18 protein-coding genes and 1 pseudogene are annotated in these 22,176 nt (G+C 64.9%); 5 read left to right on the plus strand and 14 right to left on the minus strand.

The annotated features are described in order from the left end of the window. Positions 1 to 122: 122 nt before the first annotated feature. On the minus strand, positions 123 to 1,274 hold the full coding sequence (gene dapC / locus OUO20_RS10395; protein ID WP_134163757.1) for a succinyldiaminopimelate transaminase: 1,152 nt from the start codon (positions 1,272 to 1,274) through the stop codon (positions 123 to 125). Between the two features lie 14 nt (positions 1,275 to 1,288). Then, complete coding sequence (fdxA, locus tag OUO20_RS10400) at positions 1,289 to 1,615, minus strand: ferredoxin (protein ID WP_026265673.1); 327 nt, start codon at positions 1,613 to 1,615, stop codon at positions 1,289 to 1,291. A 137-nt stretch (positions 1,616 to 1,752) separates the two neighbouring features. Here fdxA and OUO20_RS10405 point away from each other — a divergent pair, with 137 nt between their 5' ends. Further along, positions 1,753 to 1,992 carry a putative acetyltransferase gene (locus tag OUO20_RS10405; protein ID WP_043424755.1) on the plus strand — a complete coding sequence of 80 codons (240 nt, stop codon included), beginning with the start codon at positions 1,753 to 1,755 and terminating at the stop codon, positions 1,990 to 1,992. Positions 1,993 to 2,041: 49 nt separating this feature from the next. On the opposite strand, the gene OUO20_RS10410 is transcribed toward OUO20_RS10405, so the two are convergent. Further along, positions 2,042 to 2,530, minus strand: a complete 489-nt coding sequence (locus tag OUO20_RS10410) for a hypothetical protein (protein ID WP_160144470.1) — start codon at positions 2,528 to 2,530, stop codon at positions 2,042 to 2,044. Between the two features lie 517 nt (positions 2,531 to 3,047). Continuing rightward, on the minus strand, positions 3,048 to 4,976 hold the full coding sequence (typA, locus tag OUO20_RS10415) for a translational GTPase TypA (protein ID WP_018768610.1): 1,929 nt from the start codon (positions 4,974 to 4,976) through the stop codon (positions 3,048 to 3,050). 268 nt (positions 4,977 to 5,244) lie between these two features. Here typA and OUO20_RS10420 point away from each other — a divergent pair, with 268 nt between their 5' ends. Beyond that, the gene (locus OUO20_RS10420; RefSeq protein ID WP_268001695.1) at positions 5,245 to 6,108 is read left to right on the plus strand and encodes an SGNH/GDSL hydrolase family protein; all 864 of its coding nucleotides are present in this window, start codon (positions 5,245 to 5,247) and stop codon (positions 6,106 to 6,108) included. A gap of 58 nt (positions 6,109 to 6,166) precedes the next feature. On the opposite strand, the gene OUO20_RS10425 is transcribed toward OUO20_RS10420, so the two are convergent. The 6 genes from OUO20_RS10425 to ychF all read right to left on the minus strand — a co-directional run bounded on the left by OUO20_RS10425 (position 6,167) and on the right by ychF (position 14,781). Further along, on the minus strand, positions 6,167 to 7,873 hold the full coding sequence (locus OUO20_RS10425; RefSeq protein WP_018768612.1) for a dipeptide ABC transporter ATP-binding protein: 1,707 nt from the start codon (positions 7,871 to 7,873) through the stop codon (positions 6,167 to 6,169). An 11-nt stretch (positions 7,874 to 7,884) separates the two neighbouring features. After that, on the minus strand, positions 7,885 to 8,829 hold the full coding sequence (locus OUO20_RS10430; protein ID WP_018768613.1) for an ABC transporter permease: 945 nt from the start codon (positions 8,827 to 8,829) through the stop codon (positions 7,885 to 7,887). Then, on the minus strand, positions 8,819 to 9,748 hold the full coding sequence (locus OUO20_RS10435) for an ABC transporter permease (RefSeq protein ID WP_018768614.1): 930 nt from the start codon (positions 9,746 to 9,748) through the stop codon (positions 8,819 to 8,821). Before OUO20_RS10435 ends, OUO20_RS10430 begins: the two co-directional genes overlap by 11 nt. A gap of 126 nt (positions 9,749 to 9,874) precedes the next feature. Then, complete coding sequence (locus OUO20_RS10440) at positions 9,875 to 11,563, minus strand: peptide ABC transporter substrate-binding protein (protein ID WP_018768615.1); 1,689 nt, start codon at positions 11,561 to 11,563, stop codon at positions 9,875 to 9,877. A gap of 286 nt (positions 11,564 to 11,849) precedes the next feature. Further along, positions 11,850 to 13,610, minus strand: coding sequence for an ABC transporter family substrate-binding protein (locus OUO20_RS10445; RefSeq protein WP_268001696.1), 1,761 nt, complete (start codon positions 13,608 to 13,610; stop codon positions 11,850 to 11,852). Positions 13,611 to 13,695: 85 nt separating this feature from the next. Further along, positions 13,696 to 14,781 (minus strand): redox-regulated ATPase YchF, encoded by a 1,086-nt coding sequence (ychF, locus tag OUO20_RS10450; protein ID WP_026265763.1) that lies wholly within the window; start codon positions 14,779 to 14,781, stop codon positions 13,696 to 13,698. Between the two features lie 90 nt (positions 14,782 to 14,871). Here ychF and OUO20_RS10455 point away from each other — a divergent pair, with 90 nt between their 5' ends. Further along, positions 14,872 to 16,101: a DNA recombination protein RmuC gene (locus OUO20_RS10455; RefSeq protein WP_268001697.1), complete on the plus strand. Its 1,230-nt coding sequence runs from the start codon at positions 14,872 to 14,874 to the stop codon at positions 16,099 to 16,101. A gap of 98 nt (positions 16,102 to 16,199) precedes the next feature. Here OUO20_RS10455 and OUO20_RS10460 read toward each other — a convergent pair. Both OUO20_RS10460 and OUO20_RS10465 read right to left on the minus strand, forming a co-directional pair. Next, positions 16,200 to 17,278 (minus strand): annotated as a pseudogene (locus OUO20_RS10460) (4-hydroxy-3-methylbut-2-enyl diphosphate reductase). Between the two features lie 9 nt (positions 17,279 to 17,287). Next, positions 17,288 to 18,139 carry a hypothetical protein gene (locus OUO20_RS10465; RefSeq protein WP_018769253.1) on the minus strand — a complete coding sequence of 284 codons (852 nt, stop codon included), beginning with the start codon at positions 18,137 to 18,139 and terminating at the stop codon, positions 17,288 to 17,290. Between the two features lie 164 nt (positions 18,140 to 18,303). Here OUO20_RS10465 and xseA point away from each other — a divergent pair, with 164 nt between their 5' ends. Together xseA and OUO20_RS10475 are read left to right on the plus strand one after the other, a co-directional pair. After that, on the plus strand, positions 18,304 to 19,674 hold the full coding sequence (gene xseA, locus OUO20_RS10470) for an exodeoxyribonuclease VII large subunit (protein WP_134163753.1): 1,371 nt from the start codon (positions 18,304 to 18,306) through the stop codon (positions 19,672 to 19,674). Then, the gene (locus tag OUO20_RS10475) at positions 19,671 to 19,889 is read left to right on the plus strand and encodes an exodeoxyribonuclease VII small subunit (RefSeq protein ID WP_268001698.1); all 219 of its coding nucleotides are present in this window, start codon (positions 19,671 to 19,673) and stop codon (positions 19,887 to 19,889) included. Before xseA ends, OUO20_RS10475 begins: the two co-directional genes overlap by 4 nt. 65 nt (positions 19,890 to 19,954) lie before the next feature. On the opposite strand, the gene OUO20_RS10480 is transcribed toward OUO20_RS10475, so the two are convergent. Together OUO20_RS10480 and OUO20_RS10485 are read right to left on the minus strand one after the other, a co-directional pair. Beyond that, on the minus strand, positions 19,955 to 20,809 hold the full coding sequence (locus tag OUO20_RS10480) for a polyphosphate kinase 2 family protein (protein WP_018769250.1): 855 nt from the start codon (positions 20,807 to 20,809) through the stop codon (positions 19,955 to 19,957). Between the two features lie 50 nt (positions 20,810 to 20,859). Further along, a complete protein-coding gene (locus tag OUO20_RS10485; RefSeq protein ID WP_134163751.1) occupies positions 20,860 to 22,080 on the minus strand; it encodes a pyridoxal phosphate-dependent aminotransferase in 1,221 nt (406 codons plus the stop codon). Positions 22,081 to 22,176: the final 96 nt, after the last annotated feature.

Below are 22,176 nucleotides of genomic sequence, written 5' to 3' on the forward strand. Positions count from 1 at the left end.
AAAGCCACCATTGATAGTCACTTAAAAGTACCGCCCCTTGGCGGGTGTCACTAATCCGCAGCCGTCAAATGCACCCTAAAACGCGCCGGATGTGGGGCGAGTCACACGATTATTACGTACCCTTAGGAGCCCGATCCGGCCAGGCGTGCCACGGCCGCATCGATCCGCTCGTCGGATCCGGTGAGGGCAACGCGGACATAGCCGTTGCCGGCGTCCCCGTAGAAGACGCCGGGTCCCACCACAATGCCGCGGTCAGCCAGGCGGGCCACCGTGTCCCACGTGTCCTCCCCCGCCGTCGACCAAAGGTACAGGCCGGCGTCGGAATCCTTGATCTCCAGGCCGAAGTCCAGCAGGGCGGGCACCAGCCGCTCCCGCCGGCCCCTGTACAGGTCCTTTTGGGCCTCGACGTGGGAGTCGTCCCCCAGGGCCACGCGCATGGCCTCCTGGACCGGGTAAGGGACAATCATGCCCGCGTGCTTGCGGCTGTTGACCAGGTTGGGCATCAGGTCCGGATCACCGGCCACGAATGCCGCGCGGTAGCCGGCGAGGTTGGACTGCTTGCTCAGCGAGTACACGGCAAGCAGGCCCTGGTGGGAGCCGCCCGCCACCTGCGGGTCCAGGATGCTGGGAACGCGCCGGCCGCCGCGCTGGACGTCCCAGTCCCCCCATCCGAGTTCGGCATAGCATTCGTCCGAGGCCACCACGGCACCCAGCTCACGCGCCTGTTCCACAAGCGCCTTAAGGGATTCGATGCCCCGGACGCTTCCCGTGGGGTTCCCGGGGGAATTGACCCAGATGAGGCGGACGCGCGAGCGGGTGGCGTCATCGAGTTCGTCCAGGTTGTCCGTTGCCACGGAGGTGACGCCTGCGAGGGTGGCGCCGATATCGTACGTCGGGTAGGCCACCTTGGGGCGTACGACGACGTCCCCCGGCTTGAGGCCCAGCAGCAGCGGAAGCCACGCAACGAGTTCCTTGGACCCCACCGTGGGCATGATGTTCCGGGGATCAAGGCCGGACACGCCGCGCCGGCGCTCGAACCAGCCCGCAATGGCTTCCCGGAGCGCCGGGGTGCCGTGCACCGTGGGATATCCCGGAGCATTCGCGGCCGCCTTCAGTGCATCCTGTATCAGCTGCGGCGTGGGATCGACAGGTGTCCCGATCGACAGGTTCACGGCTCCGCCGGGATGCTCCGAAGCCTTCGCCAGGTACGGCGCCATGGCCTCCCACGGGTAGTCGGGCAGATCCAGGCCAAACGAATTCGTTGCTGCGGTCACGGCTTGCGTCCGCGTCAGTGGTCTTGGTTCTGCGGCGGCAGGGCGGCGATCATGGGGTGGTCCTTGCCCGTGTTGCCGACCTTGGCCGCGCCACCCGGGGACCCGAGGTCATCGAAGAACTCAACATTGGCCTTGTAGTAGTCGGCCCATTCCTCGGGGGTGTCATCCTCGTAGTAGATGGCCTCCACCGGGCACACCGGTTCACAGGCGCCGCAGTCAACGCATTCGTCCGGATGGATGTACAGCGAACGCTCGCCCTCATAGATGCAGTCGACCGGGCATTCCTCAATACATGCCTTGTCCTTAACATCCACACACGGCTGCGCGATTACGTACGTCACGTCCCTGGCCTCTCCACGTTGGGTTCCGGCTTCCCGCCGGCTCTTGCATCCGGCAGCACGGCCGGACTGTTGACATCTGAGCCTATTATCCCCCAGCCCGTTCCCGCGAACCTAGCCGGCGCACCTAGTATGAACTGGTGAGTCAGCCACTACCCGCACCCGCCCGCTTCCTTGCCTCGGCTGCGCCCGGCATCCGCGTGGTGGTGCGTTACCGGATCGAAGGAGGCCTCACGGACGCCCTGGGTCACCTGCTGGCGTGCGACGCCGGTTCCTGTACCGTCCGCACCCGGCAGGCCGACGTCGTTATTCCCCTTGGGCAGGTGGTGGCCGCCAAGGAGGTCCCGCCTGCTCCCCCGCGCCGCCCGGCCGTGCGCTGACTGCCGCTCCCGGTGCGCCCGGACTGCTCCTGCGCGCTGATCCCGGGCTTCATCGCGCCGTCCCGTACATGGCAAGTGCCTTACGGACGATTCCAACGAACTCCGCGGGGTCGCGGACCAGCATCTCGAACGTCACCCGGAGAGTTGGGACACCCCTGATGACGGTGACATTCCAACGCCGCCTGTCTTCCCGATAGGCCTCCCGGCTGCTGTGATGGGCATAGCCGTCCGCCTCAATGCCCAGCAGCCCATCAACAAGGAGATCCAGGTGGCCCATGCCAGGAATGTGCACCTGCAACTCGACTGTAAGCCCCGCTTCTTCAAGCAGATACCGGGCGATGGTTTCGATGATGGAGCCGGACTGGGGTCGGATTCTGCCAACCAGGTTCAACAGGGCCTTTTCACGGGCGGCCGGAAACCGCGCCCGCAGCTCCGCGAGTTGGATTTGGCCTTTCTTGACGGCGGACTCCGCGATAGTCAGTCCCTCAAGAGGGGGCAGACAGCGGAGAGACTGGCAGACGACGTCCAGAGGAGTCAACGGAAGGTCGCTGCGGTGCACCACACAGCCGGCTATTGGCCTGCCATGGCGGGCGGCAAGATGCGGCCTATCCGGAGCCTTGATCACCCATAACCCGGAAGCCACTGCGGCCGTGACGCAACCAGGTGCGGCGTGATGGCGCGCCGCATGGACAAGCACGGGGTCAGCATCCGGAAGGGCGAATACGCCGCGGGCGATCCTTTGGACGCAGCCGTCTGATAGTCCGGCTTCCAGGCATCGGCGGGAGACGCCGGCCAGTAACAGTGTTCGGGTGCCCGCAACGCCGCCCAAGGCAGCCAGTGCTTCAGAAATAGTTTGCATGTCTGAAGCCTGCGCCTCGCGGGGAGCATCCGCAGATGGTGGAAACGGCTATGTGGAGAACGGACCCTGGCGCCGAAGTAGGCGCCCAGTGCGCCCACGCCGTCCCTGCGCATCGAGGCCTGGGTTGGCCGCGCCGCCCGGCAACGCAGAATGCCACCGGTGCAATACCGGTGGCATTCTGGGCGTTCAGGCGTTGCTATGCCTTGGCGCGGGCGCGGTTGGCCTTGGCGCGCTCGTTGGTGTCCAGGATGACCTTGCGGATGCGGATGGCTTCCGGGGTCACCTCGACGCACTCGTCCTCGCGGGCGAATTCCAGCGATTCCTCGAGGGTGAGCTCGCGCGGCGGGGTCAGGTTCTCGAAGGTGTCGGAGGAAGCGGCACGCATGTTGGTGAGCTTCTTTTCCTTGGTGATGTTGACGTCCATGTCGTCGGCGCGGGAGTTCTCGCCCACGATCATGCCCTCGTACACCTCGGAGGTGGGCTTCACGAAGAAGGAGCCGCGTTCCTGCAGGTTGATCATGGCGAACGGGGTCACAACACCGGCACGGTCAGCAACCATGGAGCCGTTGGTGCGGTACTCGATGGGGCCGGCCCAGGGCTCGTAGCCTTCGGAGATGGACGCTGCGATGCCGGCGCCGCGGGTGTCGGTGAGGAACCGGGTGCGGAAGCCGATCAGGCCGCGGGCGGGAACGATGAACTCCATGCGGCACCAGCCGGTGCCGTGGTTGGCCATGTTGGTCATCCGGCCCTTGCGGGCAGCCATCAGCTGCGTGACGGCGCCCAGGTATTCCTCGGGCACGTCGATGGTCATGTGCTCCATCGGCTCGTGGATCTTGCCGTCAACGGTCTTGGTGACAACCTGCGGCTTGCCAACGGTCAGTTCGAAGCCTTCACGGCGCATCTGCTCAACCAGGATGGCCAGCGCCAGCTCGCCACGGCCCTGGACTTCCCAGGCATCCGGACGCTCGGTGGGGAGCACCTTGATGGAGACGTTACCGATCAGTTCCTTGTCCAGGCGGTCCTTGACCTGGCGGGCGGTGACCTTGGCGCCCTTGACCTTGCCGGCCAGCGGCGAGGTGTTGATACCGATTGTCATGGAGATCGCGGGATCGTCCACGGTGATCAGCGGCAGCGGCTGCGGGTTCTCGGCGTCGGTCAGGGTCTCACCGATGGTGATTTCCTCGATGCCGGCGACGGCGACGATTTCGCCCGGTCCGGCGGATTCCGCCGGAACGCGGTCCAGCGCCTTGGTGGCCAGGAGTTCGGTGATCTTGACGTTCTTGAGTTCACCGTTGGCGCGGGCCCAGGCAACTGTCTGGCCCTTGCGCAGGGTGCCGTTGTAGATGCGCAGCAGCGCCAGGCGGCCCAGGAACGGGGAAGCGTCCAGGTTGGTGACGTGCGCCTGCAGGACACCTTCGGGGTTGTAGGTGGGAGCCGGGATGTGTTCGATGATGGTCTTGAACAGCGGCTCAAGGTCCTCGTTGTCCGGGGCGGCACCGTTGGCGGGCTGCTCCAGCGATGCGCGGCCAACCTTGGCGGCGGCGTAGACAACGGGAACTTCCAGGACCTTGTCCAGGTCCAGGTCCGGCACCTCGTCGGCAAGGTCGGAGGCCAGGCCCAGGAGCAGGTCCATGGACTCGTGGACCACTTCGTCGATGCGGGCATCGGGGCGGTCGGTCTTGTTGACCAGCAGGATCACGGGAAGGTGCGCGGCAAGGGCCTTGCGCAGCACGAAGCGGGTCTGGGGCAGCGGGCCCTCAGAAGCGTCAACGAGGAGGACGACGCCGTCCACCATGGACAGGCCGCGCTCCACCTCGCCGCCGAAGTCGGCGTGGCCGGGGGTGTCGATGACGTTGATGGTGATGGTCTCGCCGTTGGAAGACGGACCGTTGTAGGCCACCGTAGTGTTCTTGGCCAGGATGGTGATGCCCTTTTCGCGCTCCAGGTCACCGGAGTCCATCACCCGGTCCTCAAGGTGGTTGTGCTCGGCAAAGGAGTTGGTCTGCTTGAGCATGGCGTCGACCAGGGTGGTCTTGCCGTGGTCAACGTGGGCCACAATCGCGACGTTGCGCAGGTCACTGCGCGATGCAGTGGCTACCGCGGTGTTGGTGGTGGTTTCAGACATGCGTAATGGCTCGATTCAGTGGAGTCAGCTGTTGTATCGCGACATTTCCAACTGGAACGCACGACGGACAAGGCCCTTGGCACAGGGCGCCTTCCTCTATTCTAGCCGCCCAGCCATTTGTTGGCCTAAATTCCGGCAGATTTGCCGGCGCCGGGAATGCCGCGATCAGGCCCAACCGATCCGGCATGTGACTAAGTTCACTCCCACTTCCGCGTACGTGGCATGATGACTGTGACACAGCCCACTTCCGAGACCGCCGGAGCCAACGATGCCCCCAGCCAAGGCCAGCACACCGCGGGGTGCCGCCCGGGCTGCCGCCGCCGCTGTGTCCGGCCTGGTCGCAGTATCGGCAGTGCTCGGACTCGCCGGCTGTGCACTGTCCGGGGACTCTCCCCAGGGCGGCCTGGCACGGGCGGCAGCCGGGCAGCCGGCGGACGGACAGGCGGCCGCGGGGCAAGCCGGCGGCGCAGGAGCGAAACCGGCCGTGGTGGCCACGTCCCGGATCCGCAATCCCGGAAACGGACGGCTCGAGGCGGTGGTTCCGGACATCAGCAGGACCGTGCTGCTGATTGGCGATTCACAGTCGGAACCCGCGGATGGCTGGCCGCGCCTGGGCCTCGCCGCTGCCGGCTACAACGTCTACTTCTGCGGCCGCGGCGGCACAGGCTTCGTGGCGGCGAACGGCTCCACGGGCAATTACATCGATGCCCTGCAGCGCGGGGACTGGCTGCTTCCCGCCGGAACGCCGGCACTGATCGTGATTGAGGGTGGCGGGAACGACGCCGCCGGGGGCGCCGGCAACGCGCAGATCGCAGGAAACGCCCAGCGGTTGCTTGCCGAACTGCGGACCCGCTATCCCGGCACGAGGATTGCCATGATAGGCACCCTGGCGCGGGGAGCAAACGACGGCGGTGGGCGCCGCAGCGAGGTGGACGCTCTGCTGGGTGCCGTGGCAGCAGCCAACGGACTTCCCTTTGTTTCCGTGGGCGACTGGCTCACCCGGTACGGACTGGCGAAAGACCTGGCGGATGCCGTCCACATGAACGCCGAAGGCCGTGTGGCGCTCGGTGGGATTCTTGAGCACAGGCTGCGCGAACTGGGACTGGACCGGAAACCGGCAGTGGAGCAGTGAAACAGCTTGAGCCGGGACCCGAAGATCCCGGCTCAAGCCGTTCAGCGAAAACGTTCCGCTACGCCACCTCAGGAGGAAGCATCAGCTTCGCACCGGGGATGGCGTTCAGCAGCGCTTTGGTGTAGTCCTGCTTCGGCGCTTCGAAGACGTCGTCCGTGGACCCGGTTTCCACCAGGCGGCCCTTCTCCATCACGCACACGTGGTCTGCGATCTGCCGGACGACGGCAAGGTCATGCGTGATGAACAGGTAGGTCAGTCCAAGGTTGGCCTGCAGGTCGGCAAGCAGGTTGAGCACCTGGGCCTGCACCAGCACGTCCAGCGCAGAGACAGCCTCGTCACAGATGATGACTTCGGGGTCCAGCGCCAGCGCCCTGGCAATGGCAACGCGTTGCCGCTGCCCGCCTGACAGCTCGTTCGGATACCGCTGCATGGCGGACTGGGGCAGCGCCACCTGGTCCAGCAGCGTCCGGACTTTCTTTTCCCGGCTGGCCTGGTCGCCGATCTTGTGGACCCGCAGCGGTTCCTCGATGGTGCGGTAGATGTTGTACATCGGATCGAGCGAACCGTACGGGTCCTGGAAGATCGGCTGCACCCGCCTGCGGAACTTGAACAGTTCGGCAGGCTTCAGGGCGGAGGTGTCGACGCCGTCGAACAGGATCCTGCCGTCCGTCGGCTTCTCAAGCTGGAGCACCATCTTGGCCACTGTGGACTTGCCGGAACCCGACTCCCCCACGATCGCCGTCGTGGTGCCACGCCGGACGTCGAAGCTCACGCCGTCGACGGCGGCGAAGTCCGTTGTCTTGCCCAGCCCCTGGCGGAGCTTGTACACCTTCCGCAGGTCCTGGATCTGCAGGAAGGTATCGGACTTCACCGTTTCAGCGGCGGGCGCAAGGAGGTCCGCCGTCTCCACGCCCTGCTCCTTGGCCACCTGGATACGGCGGCTGGCAAGCGACGGAGCGGACTCCACGAGCCGCTTGGTGTAGGGGTGCTGCGGGTTGCGGAGAAGTTCCAGCGACGGTCCCGCTTCAACGACGCGGCCCTGGTACATGACCACGACCTTGTCCGCGCGCTCGGCTGCCAGGCCCAGGTCGTGGGTGATCAGCAGGACCGAGGTGCCCAGCTCGTTGGTCATGGTTTCCAGGTGGTCCAGGATCTGCCGCTGGACGGTGACGTCGAGGGCCGACGTCGGTTCGTCCGCGATTAGCAGGCGCGGCTGGCAGGACAGGCCAATCGCGATCAGCGCGCGCTGGCGCATGCCGCCCGAGAACTCGTGCGGGTACTGGTTGGCCCGCCGCTTGGCATCCGGCAGGCCTGCCTGGGAGAGCACCTTGGCGATGTCGTCCGGCCCGCTGGGACGGCCGTTCGCCTTCAGAGTTTCCCTCACCTGGTAACCGATCTTCCACACGGGGTTCAGGTTGGACATGGGGTCCTGCGGGACCATGCCGATGGTGTTGCCGCGCAGTTCGATCATGCGCTGCTCGCTGGCGTGGGCAATGTCCTCGCCGTCGAGCAGGATCTGGCCGCCGGAGACCCTGCCGTTGTTGGGCAGGAGCCCGATGGCCGCCAAGGCAGTGGTGGACTTTCCGGAGCCGGATTCCCCCACGATTGCCACGGTTTCGCCCGGCATGATGGTCAGGTGGGCGTCCCGGACAGCCTGGACTTCACCGCCGCCGGTCTTGAAGGTGATGGCCAGGTCACGGATTTCGAGCAGCGGCCTGACGCCGGTAGTGCCGGCCTCATCAATGCGGACGTCTGGAGTTGTCATCTCTTTATCTCTCATCGCTGACGGCTCTTCGGGTCAAGGGCGTCACGCACGGCGTCGCCCAGCATGATGAAGCTCAACACCGTAAGGGAGAGCGCGGCGGCCGGGTAGAGCATGATTTCCGGCCGGGTCCTGATTGATGCCTGGGCACCTGCAATGTCATTGCCCCAGGACATGATGCTTTGCGGTAGGCCGATGCCCAGGAAGGACAGGGTGGCTTCCGCAACGATGAACACGCCAAGTTCCAGCGTTGCCAGGACAATGATCGGGGCCAGGGCGTTCGGCAGGACGTGGCGGATCAGTGCGCCGAACTTGGAAACACCCAGCGCCCGTGCAGCGGTGACGAAGTCCGCATTGCGCACCTCGATGACAGCGCCCCGGGTGATGCGGGCCATTTGCGGCCACGCCAGGAGCGAGATAACGAATACCACGGTCCATACGCTCTTGTTCTCGCGGAACAGCGGGAGCTGCGTGATCACCAGTGCGCCCAGCACCAGCGGCAGTGCGAAGAAGATGTCGCCCAGGCGGGCCAGCACGGCATCGATCCAGCCGCCGTAGTATCCGGCGAGGGCGCCAAGGGTCACACCGATGACCAGGACGCAGAGTACCGAGAGCAGGCCCACGGAAAGTGAGGCCTGCGTGCCGTGGATGACCCTGGAATAGACGTCGCAGCCCTGGAAGGTGAAGCCGAACGGGTGCCCGGCGGTGGGGCCTGCCTCGGAGTTTGCGAGCTCACAGCCCTCGTTGGGCGGGGTTGACGTGAAGAGGCCCGGGAACAGCGCAATCACGATCAGGGCAAGGATCAGCAGTGCCGAGATGATGAACAACGGACGACGGCGGAGCTTGCGCCAGGCGTCAGCCCACAGGCTGAGCGGGGCCTGGTCAGTCTTGACGGCGTCCGTTGCCTGCAGAGGTGTCTCGTCGATGGGTGCCACAAAGTGGCTGTTATTACTGGTCATAGCGGATCCTCGGGTCAAGCCAGGCGTACAGGAGATCGACAAGCAGGTTGGCCACCACGAACACCAGCACCAGCACGCTGACGATGGAGACGATAGTGGGACCTTCACTGCGCAGGACGGCCTGGTAAAGCTTGTTGCCCACGCCAGGGACATTGAAGATGCCCTCTGTCACGATGGCACCGCCCATCAGCCCGCCAAGGTTGGCACCCAGGTAGGTCACCACCGGGATCAGCGAGTTGCGCAGGATGTGCGCCAGGACCACCCGGGGCCGGGACAGACCCTTGGCGGTTGCCGTCCGGACGTAGTCGGCGTTCATGTTTTCGCTCACCGATGCCCGGGTCAGGCGGAGGACGTACGCAAAGGAGACGAGTCCCAGGACCACTGCCGGCAGCAGCAGGGTGACCCAGTTGGCATTGGCGCCCACGGTGGGTTTGGCCCACCCCAGCTGGACACCAAAGACGAGCTGGAAGACGAAGCCCAACACGAAGGTGGGGACGGCGATGACCACCAGCGATGCCACGAGCACCGTGGAGTCGAACCAGCCGCCGCGGCGCAGGCCCGCGAAAACGCCGAACGCGACCCCGAAGATGGCCTGGATGGCCAGCGCCTCGATGGCGAGCATCGCCGTCACCGGGAAGACCCGCGCCAGGCTTGCCGCAATCGGCTGGCCGGTGAAGTCATTGCCCAGGTTGAAGGTGAAGAGGTTCTTGAGGAACAGGCCGTACTGGACCCAGAAGGGCTGGTCGAGGTTGTACTGGCTGCGCAGGGTGTCGATGACCGCCTGCGGGGGCTGGCGGTCGCCGAACAAGGCCGCAATGGGATCACCGGGCAGGGCGAACACCATGTAGTAGACCAAGAGGGTTGTGCCGAGGAAAACAGGGATCACCTGGAGGAGTCGGCGCAGAATGAACCGGAGCACAGTGTTACCTGCCTTCCGGTAAAGGAGAAAACGCGTTCATGAGTGCCTTCCTGCCGCTTGCAAGCCAATGGGGGCCCGGACGTAACCGGAACCCCCATCAGCCTTGACGGCAAGTTAGATCTGGGACTACTTGGCGGTGATGCCGTAGTAGAGGATTTCACCGTTCCAGCCGGTTTCGGCCTTCACGATGTTGTTGCTCCACACGATCGGCCGTGCCTGGTCCCAGAGCGGCAGGCCGGGCAGGTCCTGGAACAGGATCTCCTGTGCCTGGTTGAACTTGGCGTTGGCCTCGTCGGTGCTCTTGGCGGCCAGGCCCTCCTTGAGGAGCTTGTCGAACTCAGGGTTCGAGTACTTCTCGTAGTTGGAGGAAGCGCCCGTGGCCCAGACCGGTCCCAGGAAGTTGTAGAGCGACGGGTAGTCACCCTGCCAGCCCGCGCGGGTCAGGCCCGGCAGCTGCTGGGACTTGCGCAGGTTCAGGACTTCGGCGAACTTGGCAAAGGGCTGGATTTCAGCCTGGATGCCGAGGTTGTTCTTGAAGCCGTTGGCGACGGCATCGATCCATTCCTTGTTGCCACCATCGGTGTTGGAGGCGATCTGGAGCGGCTTGGAGTTGTCGTACGGCTTGATCTTCTCAGCCTGTGCCCACAGGTCCTTGGCCTTGGCGGCGTCGAACTTCAGGACTTCGCTGCCCTTGATGCCTTCCTTGAAGCCATCGATGACCGGCGGCGCGAAGGCCTTGGCCGGGGTGCGGGTGCCGTTGAAGACCACCTTGGCGATTTCCTCGCGGTTGATGGCGTAGGACAGAGCCTGGCGGCGCAGCTTGCCGGCTTCACCCTGGAAGTTCGGGTTGTAGCCCGGGATGTTCAGGGTGGAATCGGTGGCTACGGGCTTGGTGGCGTTCCGGTCCGGGAAGTCGTTGACGTAGGTCTTCAGGGCGTTGGACGGCAGGACGTCGGTGATGTCCAGGTTGTCCGACTGAAGGTCGGTGTACGCGGGGCCCGGGTCGGTGTAGAACTTGAAGGTCACGCCGCCGTTCTTGGCGGGGCGGGTGCCGTTGTAATCAGCGTTCTTGACCAGCGTGATGGACTGGTCGTGGACCCAGGAACCCTGCTTCTCGAACTTGTAGGGGCCGTTGCCCACGGGGTTTTCACCGTAGGTCTTGGGGTCCTTCAAAGCCGCGGAGGGCAGCGGGTAGAAGGCGGAGTAGCCAAGGCGCAGGGACCAGTCGGCCTCGGGCTGGGCGAGCTTGACCGTGATGGTGGAATCATCGGTCGCCTGCAGGCCGGACATGGTGTCGGCCTTGGGAGCGGGCGTGGTGGTGGTCTTGCCGTCAGCACCCTTGACGGAATCGACGGCGGAGACATCCTCGTACCCGGCAATGGATTCGAAGAAGAAGCCATTGTTCTGCAGGTTCTTGGAGTTTGCCGCGAAGTTCCAGGAGTCAACGAAGGTCTTGGCCGTGATGGCTTCACCGTTGGTGAATTTCTGGCCCTGCTTGACCTTGATGGTCCAGTTCTGCGCGTCCGACGAGTCGATCGAGTCGGCCAGCGCGTTGACTGCCTTGCCGTTCGCGTCGTAGCTGCGAAGGCCTTCGAACAGCAGGTTTACGACACGGCCGCCGTAGACCTCATTGGTGTTGGCAGGCAGCAACGGGTTTTGTGGTTCGTTGCTGTAGGCCGTGATGACCTTGTTCGGGTCGCCGGCAGCATTGCTGGCACCCTCATTGCTGCCACCGCCACCGGTGCCGCATCCGGTCAAGGCAAGCGCGGCGATTGCCACGATGCCCAATGCTTTGGAAGTGCGCGTAAAACGCATTCCGCCTCCTATGAGTTGTGGGAGAGATGTATAGGGGAATCTTGTGCTTCCCCGCAGGCCGGACGCAGCACACCGCTGTGACGAAACCTACATATACGGGTTAGCCTAACCGCACAAAGTCCAGATACTGGTACTCCGTTGCCAAACCGTGACCGGCGCAGTCAAATGCCCCAGGCCACAGTGGATAGTTAGGCACGTCACATGCTACTCGCCAGTAAGCCAGACGGCGAATCGGCTGGCGCGGCTCCCCGCAAGGGCCGGAAGACCTAAAGGAAACGCGGCTGCGTCAGGACAGACGCCAGTCCCATACGTTCCACCACACACCGAGGGGGCCGGGACTGGTCTTCACGCCGGCCACCTTGGAGTTGAAGGCAGTTGTGCCGAGGGTTTGGTAGAGGGGCAGCCCGTACGCGTCCTCCCAGACGTGCTTGTCGATCTCGGCCAGGAGTTCGTCCTGTTTGCCCAGATCCGTGGTCTGGGACAGTTGTTCCATGACCTTGTCCGCGTCGCCGTCGGAATAGCCCGTAAAGTTGCTGCCTGCCCCGGTGCGGAAGATCTGCGGCACCCGGCTCACGCCGGCCTCGGTCCCAATCCATCCGGACAAGGCGGCGTCATAGCCGCCACGGCTCAAGGCAGCTGCCCAGTCGGCACTCCCCTGGCCACCGTCCACCACCCGGAATCCTGCCAGGACGGCCGAGTCGCGGACCAGGGTGAACGCCCTGGCACGGTTGGGATTGTCGCGGTTGTAGAGAATCCGGACAGTGGGGGTTGCGCCCTTCAGGAGGCTCTTTGCGGCGTCGATGTCCACCTTGGCGTAGTTTGAGGAGCCGTTGTTCTTTACCGTCTCTTCGTATTTGGGCTGTCCAGGCAGGAAGACCTGCGAGTCCAGCGGCTTGCTGTCCGGCACCTGGTTTCCCAGCACTGCGTCCACGATTGCCTGCCGTGGAACCGTCTTGAGGAACGCTTCCCGGACGTCCTTGTCGGCGAACGGTCCGGCGAAGTTGAGGTCCAGGTGGTCGTAGCCGGACTGCTTGTACCGTTCAACGATGATGCCCTGGCCGGACAGGCCCGTGAGGAGATTGTCCGTGGCAGCCGAGGGCCGGGGCGAGATGATGTCTGCCTGCCCGTTGCGCAGGGCATCAACTGCGGCCGGCACTGCCCCGGTGAACCTGACGTTGATCTCGTCCAGCCAGGGTTCGGAACCCCAGACGTAGTCCCGGTTCCGGACCAGCTTCATTGAAACCTCCGGGACGATGTCGCGGACAATGTAGGGGCCGCTGGACAGGTAGAGTGCCGGATCGTCGGGAATGGATTTTGTATCGAAACCGGTATTCCAGAAGTCGCTGACCTTCTTGAGCGCGGGGTTCGATGCCGGCTTTTCCGGATTGCCCCGCGGGGTGTCCTTGAGGAGATCAACCAGGTCCTCCTCATCGTTCAGCCCGCTCTTGGCGGCGACGACGTGGGCCGGGAGGCCGACGTCGAACGCCACTTCCCAGTCGGCATACGGTGCTGCGTACTCGATGGTGATGGACCGGCCGTCCGAGCCGATTTCAGGAAACTGGGTGCCTGCCAGCCCGGTGGTGTCAGACGCCACGGAGAAGTACTTGGTTCCCTTCCCGGCCGCTGGATCGACGTCGTCGAAGTAGCCTGACCCGGCGGCCCAGCTTAGTAGCAGGTCGGCCGCGCCAATTGGCGCACCGTCCGACCACTTGACGCCCTCGTTGACTGTGTACTTCACCTTGAGCGGCTGGTCGGAGACCTTTTCGAAGTGCCCGAACTTGTCATTGCGGACAACTTTGGAGCTGTCATCGAGGTAGTAGAAGCCGGAGTGGGTAATGGCACCGATCTTCGAGTTGATGTCGGTATTGCCGTTGGCGCTGTAGGGGTTGAACGAGGAGAAGGCATTGACCTCTGCCACCGTCACGCTGCCGCCGCGCTTCGCCTCCCCCACCACCACCGAGGGGGCACTGGTGCCTGAGCAGCCTGAAAGAACCAGGGCAGCCGCCAATACGGCGATGAGCAACTGCATCAGACGCCGGACCGGCATGCCGCCTCCTTGTGTTTTCCCTCTCCGGAGGGGACTGGGTCGCCACGATCACGCCCTACAGACTCAGGATAAGCCGTCCGGCCGGTCAGACGTTGAAGCGGAACTCCACCACGTCGCCGTCGGCCATGACGTATTCCTTGCCTTCGATGCGGACCTTCCCGCGGGACTTTGCTTCAGCCATGGAGCCGGCCTCCACGAGGTCGTTGAAGGAGACCACCTCGGCTTTGATGAATCCGCGCTGGAAGTCGGAGTGGATGACGCCGGCGGCCTGCGGTGCCGTGTCCCCCTGCCGGATGGTCCAGGCCCGCGCTTCCTTGGGCCCGGCAGTGAGGTACGTCTGCAGCCCCAGGGTGTGGAAGCCGACGCGCGCCAGCTGGTCCAGGCCGGATTCGTCCTGGCCGTTCATCTCGAGCATCTCGCGGGCCTCTTCCTCGTCGAGTTCCACGAGGTCTGCTTCGAGCTTTGCGTCAAGGAAGATGCAGTCCGCGGGGGCCACCATGGCGCGCAGCTCCTCCTGCTTTTCCGGGCTGCCCAGGATGGCTTCATCCGCATTGAAAACGTAGATGAAGGGTTTGGCCGTCAGCAGCCCCAGCTCCTTGAGGTGCTCCATCTCCAGCTTGTCGCTCTTGATGGAGGAGTAGATGGTGTCACCCCGTTCCAGGACCGCTTGCGCGGCCTTGATGGCCGCAAGCTCGGCGGCCTCCCGCTTCTTGATCTTGACTTCCTTTTCGATCCGCGGGATGGCCTTTTCGATGGTCTGCAGGTCGGCGAGGATCAGCTCGGTGTTGATGGTTTCCATGTCCGAGCGGGGATCCACCTTGCCGTCGACGTGCACCACGTCGGGGTCATCGAAGACCCGGACAACCTCGGCGATGGCTTCAGCCTCGCGGATGTTGGCCAGGAACTGGTTGCCCAGCCCCTCCCCCTCGGATGCACCCTTGACGATGCCTGCGATGTCGACGAAGGACACGGCGGCAGGCAGGACACGCTGCGAGCCGAAGATCCCGGCGAGCTTCTGGAGCCTGGGGTCCGGGAGGTTCACTACACCAACGTTCGGTTCAATGGTGGCGAACGGGTAGTTCGCGGCCAGGACCTGGTTGCGGGTGAGCGCGTTGAAGAGGGTTGATTTGCCGACGTTGGGCAGTCCGACGATGCCAATAGTTAGAGCCACGAGCATTGATTCTACCCGTCCGGCCCCGGCAGCCCCTACCGGGGAATGTCATTGCCTTTGATTGTCAGAGGCCCGTGCAACAGTGAAGCCATGGATGCTTTTGCCTTGATTCTGGCCCTTCTCATGCTGCTGCTTGGTGCGCTTGCCGGCGCCGCGGCCACTTATTTCTCCCTGCGCAGGAACTCGCATGCCTTGGAGGCGGACTTTGACCAGGTGTCGTCCCGCCTTTCGGAGGTCACGGCGCAGCTGGCAGCGGCCGACGCCGAGCGGCGGCTTTTGGCGGTGCAGAACCGTGAGCTGGGCGAGGCCAGGACGCAGGACGGCAGTGTCCTGCGCGCCCTGGCCCCGGTGGCGGAGAAGCTGTCCGCTGTCCAGCAGCAGGTGGCGCTGCTGGAGCGGGACCGGGTGGAACAGTACGGCCAACTGGCGCAGCAGCTGCAGGAGGCAAGGCTTTCCGATGAACAGCTCATCCGGTCCACGCATGCCCTGGAATCGGCCCTGCGTTCCAACAGCGCCAGGGGCCAGTGGGGCGAGGTGCAGCTGCGGCGTGTAGTGGAGGCCGCGGGGATGCTGCGCCACGTGGACTTTGTGGAACAGGTGCACAGCGCCGGCCAGGACTCGGCTGTCCGCCCGGACCTGGTGGTGCAGTTGCCGGGCGACAAGCAGCTGGTGGTGGATGCCAAAGTCCCGTTGTCGTCCTACCTTGAGGCACAGGAACTGGGTGCGGTGGATCCGCGCGCCGGCCAGCCCTCCGGACTCCAGTCGGTAAGTGATGGGCGGAACCGGCAGGCGCTGCTGGCGGCGCATGCCAAGGCCCTGAGGGCGCACGTTGACGCATTGGGCACCAAGAAATACTGGGATATCCCGGGAAACTCTCCGGAACTGGTGGTCTGTTTCATTCCGGCCGAATCCATCCTGGCGGCGGCACTGACTGCCGACGCCGGGCTCCTGGATTACGCGTTGTCCCGCAACGTGGTCCTTGCGTCGCCGAGCACCCTGCTGGCCGTGCTGAAGTCGGTGGCATTCACGTGGCGCCAGGACGTCCTGACGGACAGTGCACGTGAGTTGTTCGAGCTCGCGCGGCAGCTGTACGACCGGATGGGCACCCTGGGTGAAAACGTCACCAAACTGGGCTCTTCCCTCAAGTCTTCGGTGGACCGTTACAACGCCATGGTGGGCACCCTGGAAGCCAGGGTGCTGCCCACTGCCCGGAAGCTCAACTCGCTCGAGGAGTCCGGCCTGGTGACACCTCCTGTTGTGGAGGTGACGCCGCGCTCGCTGGTGGCACCCGAACTCCAGGGCGACGGCGAGGCCGCCTGACAACGGGCCGCGGATGCAGGACGGGCCGGGCAGTCGTGTGACTGCCCGGCCCGTCTTTTACGTCTGGTTGGCGTCCGGCTGCTGATAATGCAGGGGACTCAGCTGCGGGGCCGGCGTCCGCCAAGGGCGCGGCTGACGTCGCCGGCCTGCTTCAGGGTTGCGCGGAGTTCCTTGGGCAGCGAGAACAGGAGGTCTTCCTCTGCCGTGACCACTTCCTCCACCGCGCCGTAGCCATAGTCTGCCAGGAGCCTGAGGACGTCCTGGACCAGGACTTCCGGAACCGAAGCCCCGGATGTGACGCCCACGGTAGCGACGCCCTCGAACCAGGCTTCGTCAACCTCGTTGGCGAAGTCCACCCGGTAGGAGGCTTTGGCGCCGTACTCAAGTGCCACCTCCACCAGGCGGACGGAGTTCGACGAGTTGGCCGAGCCCACCACGATCACCAGGTCCGCCTTGGGTGCGATCTTCTTGATGGCGACCTGCCGGTTGGTGGTGGCGTAGCAAATGTCATCGCTGGGCGGGTCCTGCAGGGTGGGGAACCGCTCCTTGAGCAGCCGGACGGTCTCCATGGTCTCGTCGACGCTCAGCGTGGTCTGCGAGAGCCAGATGACCTTCTCGGGGTCACGGACAGTTACCTTGTCCACTTCATGGGGACCGTTGATGATCTGGATGTGTTCCGGCGCTTCACCGGAGGTGCCTTCCACTTCCTCATGCCCGTCGTGGCCGATCAGGAGGATGTCGAAATCGTCCTTGGCGAAGCGGACGGCTTCCTTGTGCACTTTGGTAACCAGCGGACACGTGGCATCAATGGTGCGCAGGCCGCGCTCTTCGGCGGATTCGACCACTGCGGGGGAAACGCCGTGGGCGGAGAAAATCACCAGCGCGCCTTCGGGCACTTCGTCCGTCTCCTCCACGAAGATGGCGCCCTTTTCCTCCAGGGAGCTGACCACGTGGACGTTGTGGACGATCTGCTTGCGGACATACACGGGCGGCCCGTAGTGTTCCAGTGCCTTTTCGACGGCGATCACGGCCCGGTCAACGCCTGCACAGTAGCCACGGGGGCAGCCAACAGCACCTTCTTGGTGCCGTTCACGGGGGCTGCCGCTGCTACGTCCTCAGGCGAGCGGCGCCTGCGTGGAATGGTTGGCATCGAGAGGGGTACAGCCGAGGTGGTCATCCCTCCATGCTACCGGCTGGCCCGCGCCCGTTTCCGGGATGCGAACAAGGTCACAACGCCTGCTGCCATAAGAACGCCACCTGTCACCGTGGCCGCTGCGATCCACGTCTGGAAATCGGTGCCCGCGGCGGCCAGGAACTCGTCACGGAACATGTTGGCCACCGCATTGCCGGTGTCCGTGGCCTGGGCACGGGCCGAACCCAGCTGTAAGGCCAAGCCCCACGCCCCTGCAAGGGCCAGTCCGCCGAGTCCGGCTGCCAGCAGCACGGTCCAGCGGCGCCGTGCCGCGACGAGAGCCAGCAGGAACGCTATGGCTGAACCGATGGCCAGGATGTAGCCCATGGGTGCGTACGTGGCCAGCCGCTCGGTCCATTGCCGCTGAACGGGCTGGCCGACATTGATCAGCGTTTGCTCCGGAGGGTCGAGGGGAAGCCGGGTGGTGCGGGAGATCTCCTCCGAGCCGAGGGCAACCAACGGGGCGACGTCGAGGGTTAACGAGGATGCCGAGGCACCGCCCTGCGGACTGGCCGCCGGGTCGGCGAAACTTAGGCGGTGGCTCCGGCGGAGCGTCTCCTCCCACGCCGCCGGATAGCCGGGAAGCCCGGTCAGGGACTCCGCCGCCTTCTCGAGCATCGGCTGGACCAGCCCGGACAGGAAACCGGGGACAGATCCGGTATCGATCGTTCCCACCGCCGCCGCAGCGAGTTTCCTTTGGAAGTCTGAGTCCTTGCCGAGTGGAGCTGCAAGGCGGACAAACCCGTCTTCCTGGACAATGTTCCGGTCCACCCACATGGCGGGAACCGCAACGGCGGCCAGGAGGATGCCCAGCACGGTGGCGATGGCAGAAACAAAAGTGCGCACAACAGGTCCTTCGGGGTTGGGGGCCTTACCCCATCCTAGGCAGGGTGGAAGGGCCGTCCCTGTCAGTGCCCGGTGCTACACCTTATGGATAAGGTTGATTGACCGCCCACAACAGATGAAGGACCGCATGCCCGCAGCACCAGCAGCCTCCCAACGGCGTCCGCATGTCTGACCAGGCCTCCCTTCCGGGTGCGGCGCCCACTACCCTGCCGGCCACAGCGGCGGAAACCAGCCCGGACAACCCCTGGCCGCTGCAGCTGTTGTCGCAGAAGCTTAAGGCGCATATCGACCGCACCCCGTCGGCATGGGTGGAAGGCCAGGTCATCGAGCTGAACCGCCGCGGCACCAACGCCTACCTCACGCTTCGCGACGTGGACGCAGAGGTGTCCCTTCCCGCGTCGGTGTGGACCAAGGTGCTGGAACGGCAGAATCTGCCGCTGGAGCGCGGTTCACGGGTGGTGGCCCTGCTGAAACCGGAGTTCTGGTTGAAGACGGGCAGGCTCAACATGCTGGTGCGGGACATTCGGCCCGTGGGATTGGGCGACTTGCTGGCCAGGATCGAGCGGCTGCGCCAGGCGTTGGCGGCTGAGGGCTTGTTTGCCGACTCACGGAAGAAACCGCTGCCCCTGCTGCCTCACCGCATCGGCCTGATCACCGGGCGGGATTCGGACGCCAAGAAGGACATCCTGCGCAACGCAGCCCTGCGGTGGCCGGCGGTGGAGTTTGAGATCCGCGAGGTTGCTGTCCAGGGGAATACCGCCGTGGCCCAGGTGGTCCGCGCCCTGCGGGAACTGGACGCCCGGCCTGAGGTGGACGTCATTGTCATCGCCCGGGGCGGCGGGGCGCTGGAAGACCTCTTGCCGTTCAACAGCGAGGAACTGGTCCGGGCAGTGGCTGCCGCCGCCACGCCCGTGGTGAGTGCCATCGGGCATGAGGCCGACCGGCCGCTGCTGGATGATGTTGCAGACCTCCGGGCTTCCACCCCCACCGACGCCGCCAAGCGGATCGTTCCCGAAGTCTCGGAAGAACTCGCCGGCGTGCGCCAGGCGCGGGAACAACTGCGGCGGTGCATGGACCGGCTGGTGGACCGGGAGTCGGACCGGCTGGCGGCCCTGCATTCCCGGCCCGTCATGGCGGCACCCGAAGGAATGGTCTCCGTCCGGGCCGAGGAAATCGAGCGGCTGCTGCGGCGGTCCTCTGCGGCCGTGAGCTCCACCGTGGTGCGGGCAGCGGACCAGCTTGAACACCTGAAAGCCCAGGTCCGGGCCCTCTCGCCCCAAAAGACGCTTGACCGGGGGTACGCCGTCGTCGAACTGGCAGGAGACCAGGCCGCCCGGATCGCCCAGGCCGGCCACGCCGTTGTCCGCCGTCCTGCCGAAGCGCCGGCGGGGGCCGCCCTGTCCATCCGCGTGGCAGAGGGGCGCTTCGGAGCCACGTCTACCGGCACCATGTCCACCGGGGCCATGTCCACCGGGGCCGGCGGGTCACAATCAGGAAACCCCGACCACCACCAGGAATTGGAAGAGAAGTCATGACCGAACAGAAACCTGAGTCCGACGCCGCAGCCCTGAGCTACGAGGAAGCGCGGGAGCAGCTCATAGCAGTGGTGGGCAGGCTGGAGGCAGGAGGGGCAAGCCTGGAGGAGTCCCTGGCCCTGTGGGAACGAGGTGAGGCGCTGGCGGTACGCTGCGAGGAGTGGCTGGAGGGCGCCCGGAAGCGGCTGGCTGCAGCCCGGGACCAGCCGCTTTAGGCAAACCCGGAAGCGGGGAAAACCAAACAGGGAAGCTGAAGCAGGACCACGGCCAGGGCCGGCCCTCAGGAACGGGCCACCAGCTCCCGCTCGGCAGCTACGTCGAACTCGGCCTTGGGCCACTCCAGCTTCAGGCCGGACAAGGCGCCGAGCAGCAGCTGCTGGACCGCGATCCGGGCGAACCACTTCTTGTTGGCCGGAACAACATGCCATGGCGCGTTGGGCGTACTCGTTTCGTCGATGGCCGCCTGGTATGCGGCCATGTAGTCCTCCCAGTGGGCCCGCTCGTCCAGGTCTCCCCTGCTGTACTTCCAGTGCTTGGAAGGATCATCCAGCCGGGCCAGCAGCCTCTCCTTTTGCTCCGCACTGCTGATGTGGAGCATCACCTTGATGATCTTCGTCCCCGAGTCGGCCAGCCGTGTTTCAAACTCATTAATGGCCACGTAGCGCCGCTTGATCTCGTCCGGGGTGGCCCATCCGTGGACGCGATGGATGAGAACGTCCTCGTAGTGGGAGCGGTCGAACACACCCACCATTCCGGCCGCCGGCACTTCCTTTTCGATCCGCCACAGGAAGTCGTAGGACTTCTCCTCGTCGGTGGGCGCCTTGAATGCCTTGAACTGGACGCCCTGAGGGTTCATCGCCGCCATGACATGGCTGACGATTCCGCCCTTGCCGGCGGTGTCCATGGCCTGCAGGATCAATAGGATCCGCTTGGTCCCCCCGAACCGGGATTCGGCAAAGAGCTTTTCCTGCAACCCGGAAAGTTCGTCGTCCATCTCCGCCAGCAGCAGCCGGCCGTCAGCCTTGTTGCCGCTGTACCCGGGGGTCGAGTCCGGGTCCACTGCGGCAAGGGAGAACCCCTCCCCGGCCCGAAGGGTTTCAGCAGGATGCTGGTCGAAGCCGACGACGCGGGCCATGGGAGTCCTTTCCGCAAGGTTGCACGGACCGGTAGGCCCGTGAGCACAGGCTAGTTCCCCTGGTACCTGGTTAGGAAGTCCCCCATCCGGCCGATGGCCTCTTCAATGTCCTTGACGTTGGGCAGCGTCACCATCCGGAAATGGTCGGGGCGCACCCAGTTGAAGGCACGGCCGTGGGACACCAGGATCTTCTGTTCCTTCAGGAGGTCAAGGACAAACTTTTCGTCGTCCCGGATGTGGTAGACCTCCGGGTCGAGCCGGGGAAAGAGGTAAAGGGCACCCCGGGCCTGCTGCGTGCTGACGCCCGGGATGGCGTTCAGCATGTCGTATGCCTTGTTGCGCTGCTCCAGCAGGCGGCCACCGGGGAGGATGAGGTCGTTGATGCTCTGGTAGCCGCCCAGCGCCGTCTGGATGGCGTGCTGGGCCGGGACGTTGGCGCACAGGCGCATATTGGCCAGGAGGTTGATGCCTTCGAGGTAGTCGGCGGCATCCTTCTTGGGCCCGGAGATGGCCATCCAGCCGGCCCGGTAGCCGCAGACGCGGTACGCCTTGGACAACCCGCTGAACGTCAGGCACAGGACGTCGTCACCGGTCAGTTTGGCGAGGTTCACATGGACGGCGTCCTCGTACAGGATCTTTTCGTAGATCTCGTCGGCAAAAATCACCAGGCCGTGCTTCTCGGCGAGGGCGACGATTTTCTTCAGCGTCTCTTCCGGGTAGACGGCGCCCGTGGGGTTGTTCGGGTTGATGACCACGATGCCCTTGGTGCGCGGCGTGATCTTCGCTTCCAGGTCGTCAAGGTCGGGCTGCCAGCCGGATTCCTCGTCGCAGAGGTAATGCACCGGCCTGCCGCTGGCCAGCGCCACGGACGCGGTCCACAACGGGTAGTCCGGCGTGGGGATGAGCACTTCATCGCCGTCGTCAAGAAGGGCCATGAGGGACATGGTGATGAGCTCGCTGACACCGTTGCCCAGGTAGATGTCATCCACGTGGATATTCTGGATCCCGCGGGTCTGGTAGTACTGCGAGACGGCGGTGCGTGCCGAAAAGATGCCGCGGGAGTCGCTGTAGCCCTGGGCATGGGGCAGGTGGCGGATCATGTCCACCAGGATGGCGTCCGGCGCCTCGAAGCCAAACGGCGCCGGGTTGCCGATGTTCAGTTTGAGGATTCGATGGCCCTCCGCCTCCATCTGCTGGGCGGCCTGCAGGATCGGTCCACGGATGTCATAGAGGACGTTGTTGAGCTTCGTGGACTGCCTGAATTCTGCCATCCCTCAAATATGCCACAGGAAGGATGCATCCCCGTTGAGACGTCCACCACACGGCCGACGGCGGCTGCCGGACCCCGCAGGTCCGGCAGCCGCCGT

The sequence above is a fragment of the Arthrobacter sp. FX8 genome (assembly GCF_026723805.1).
Taxonomy (GTDB): domain Bacteria; phylum Actinomycetota; class Actinomycetes; order Actinomycetales; family Micrococcaceae; genus Arthrobacter.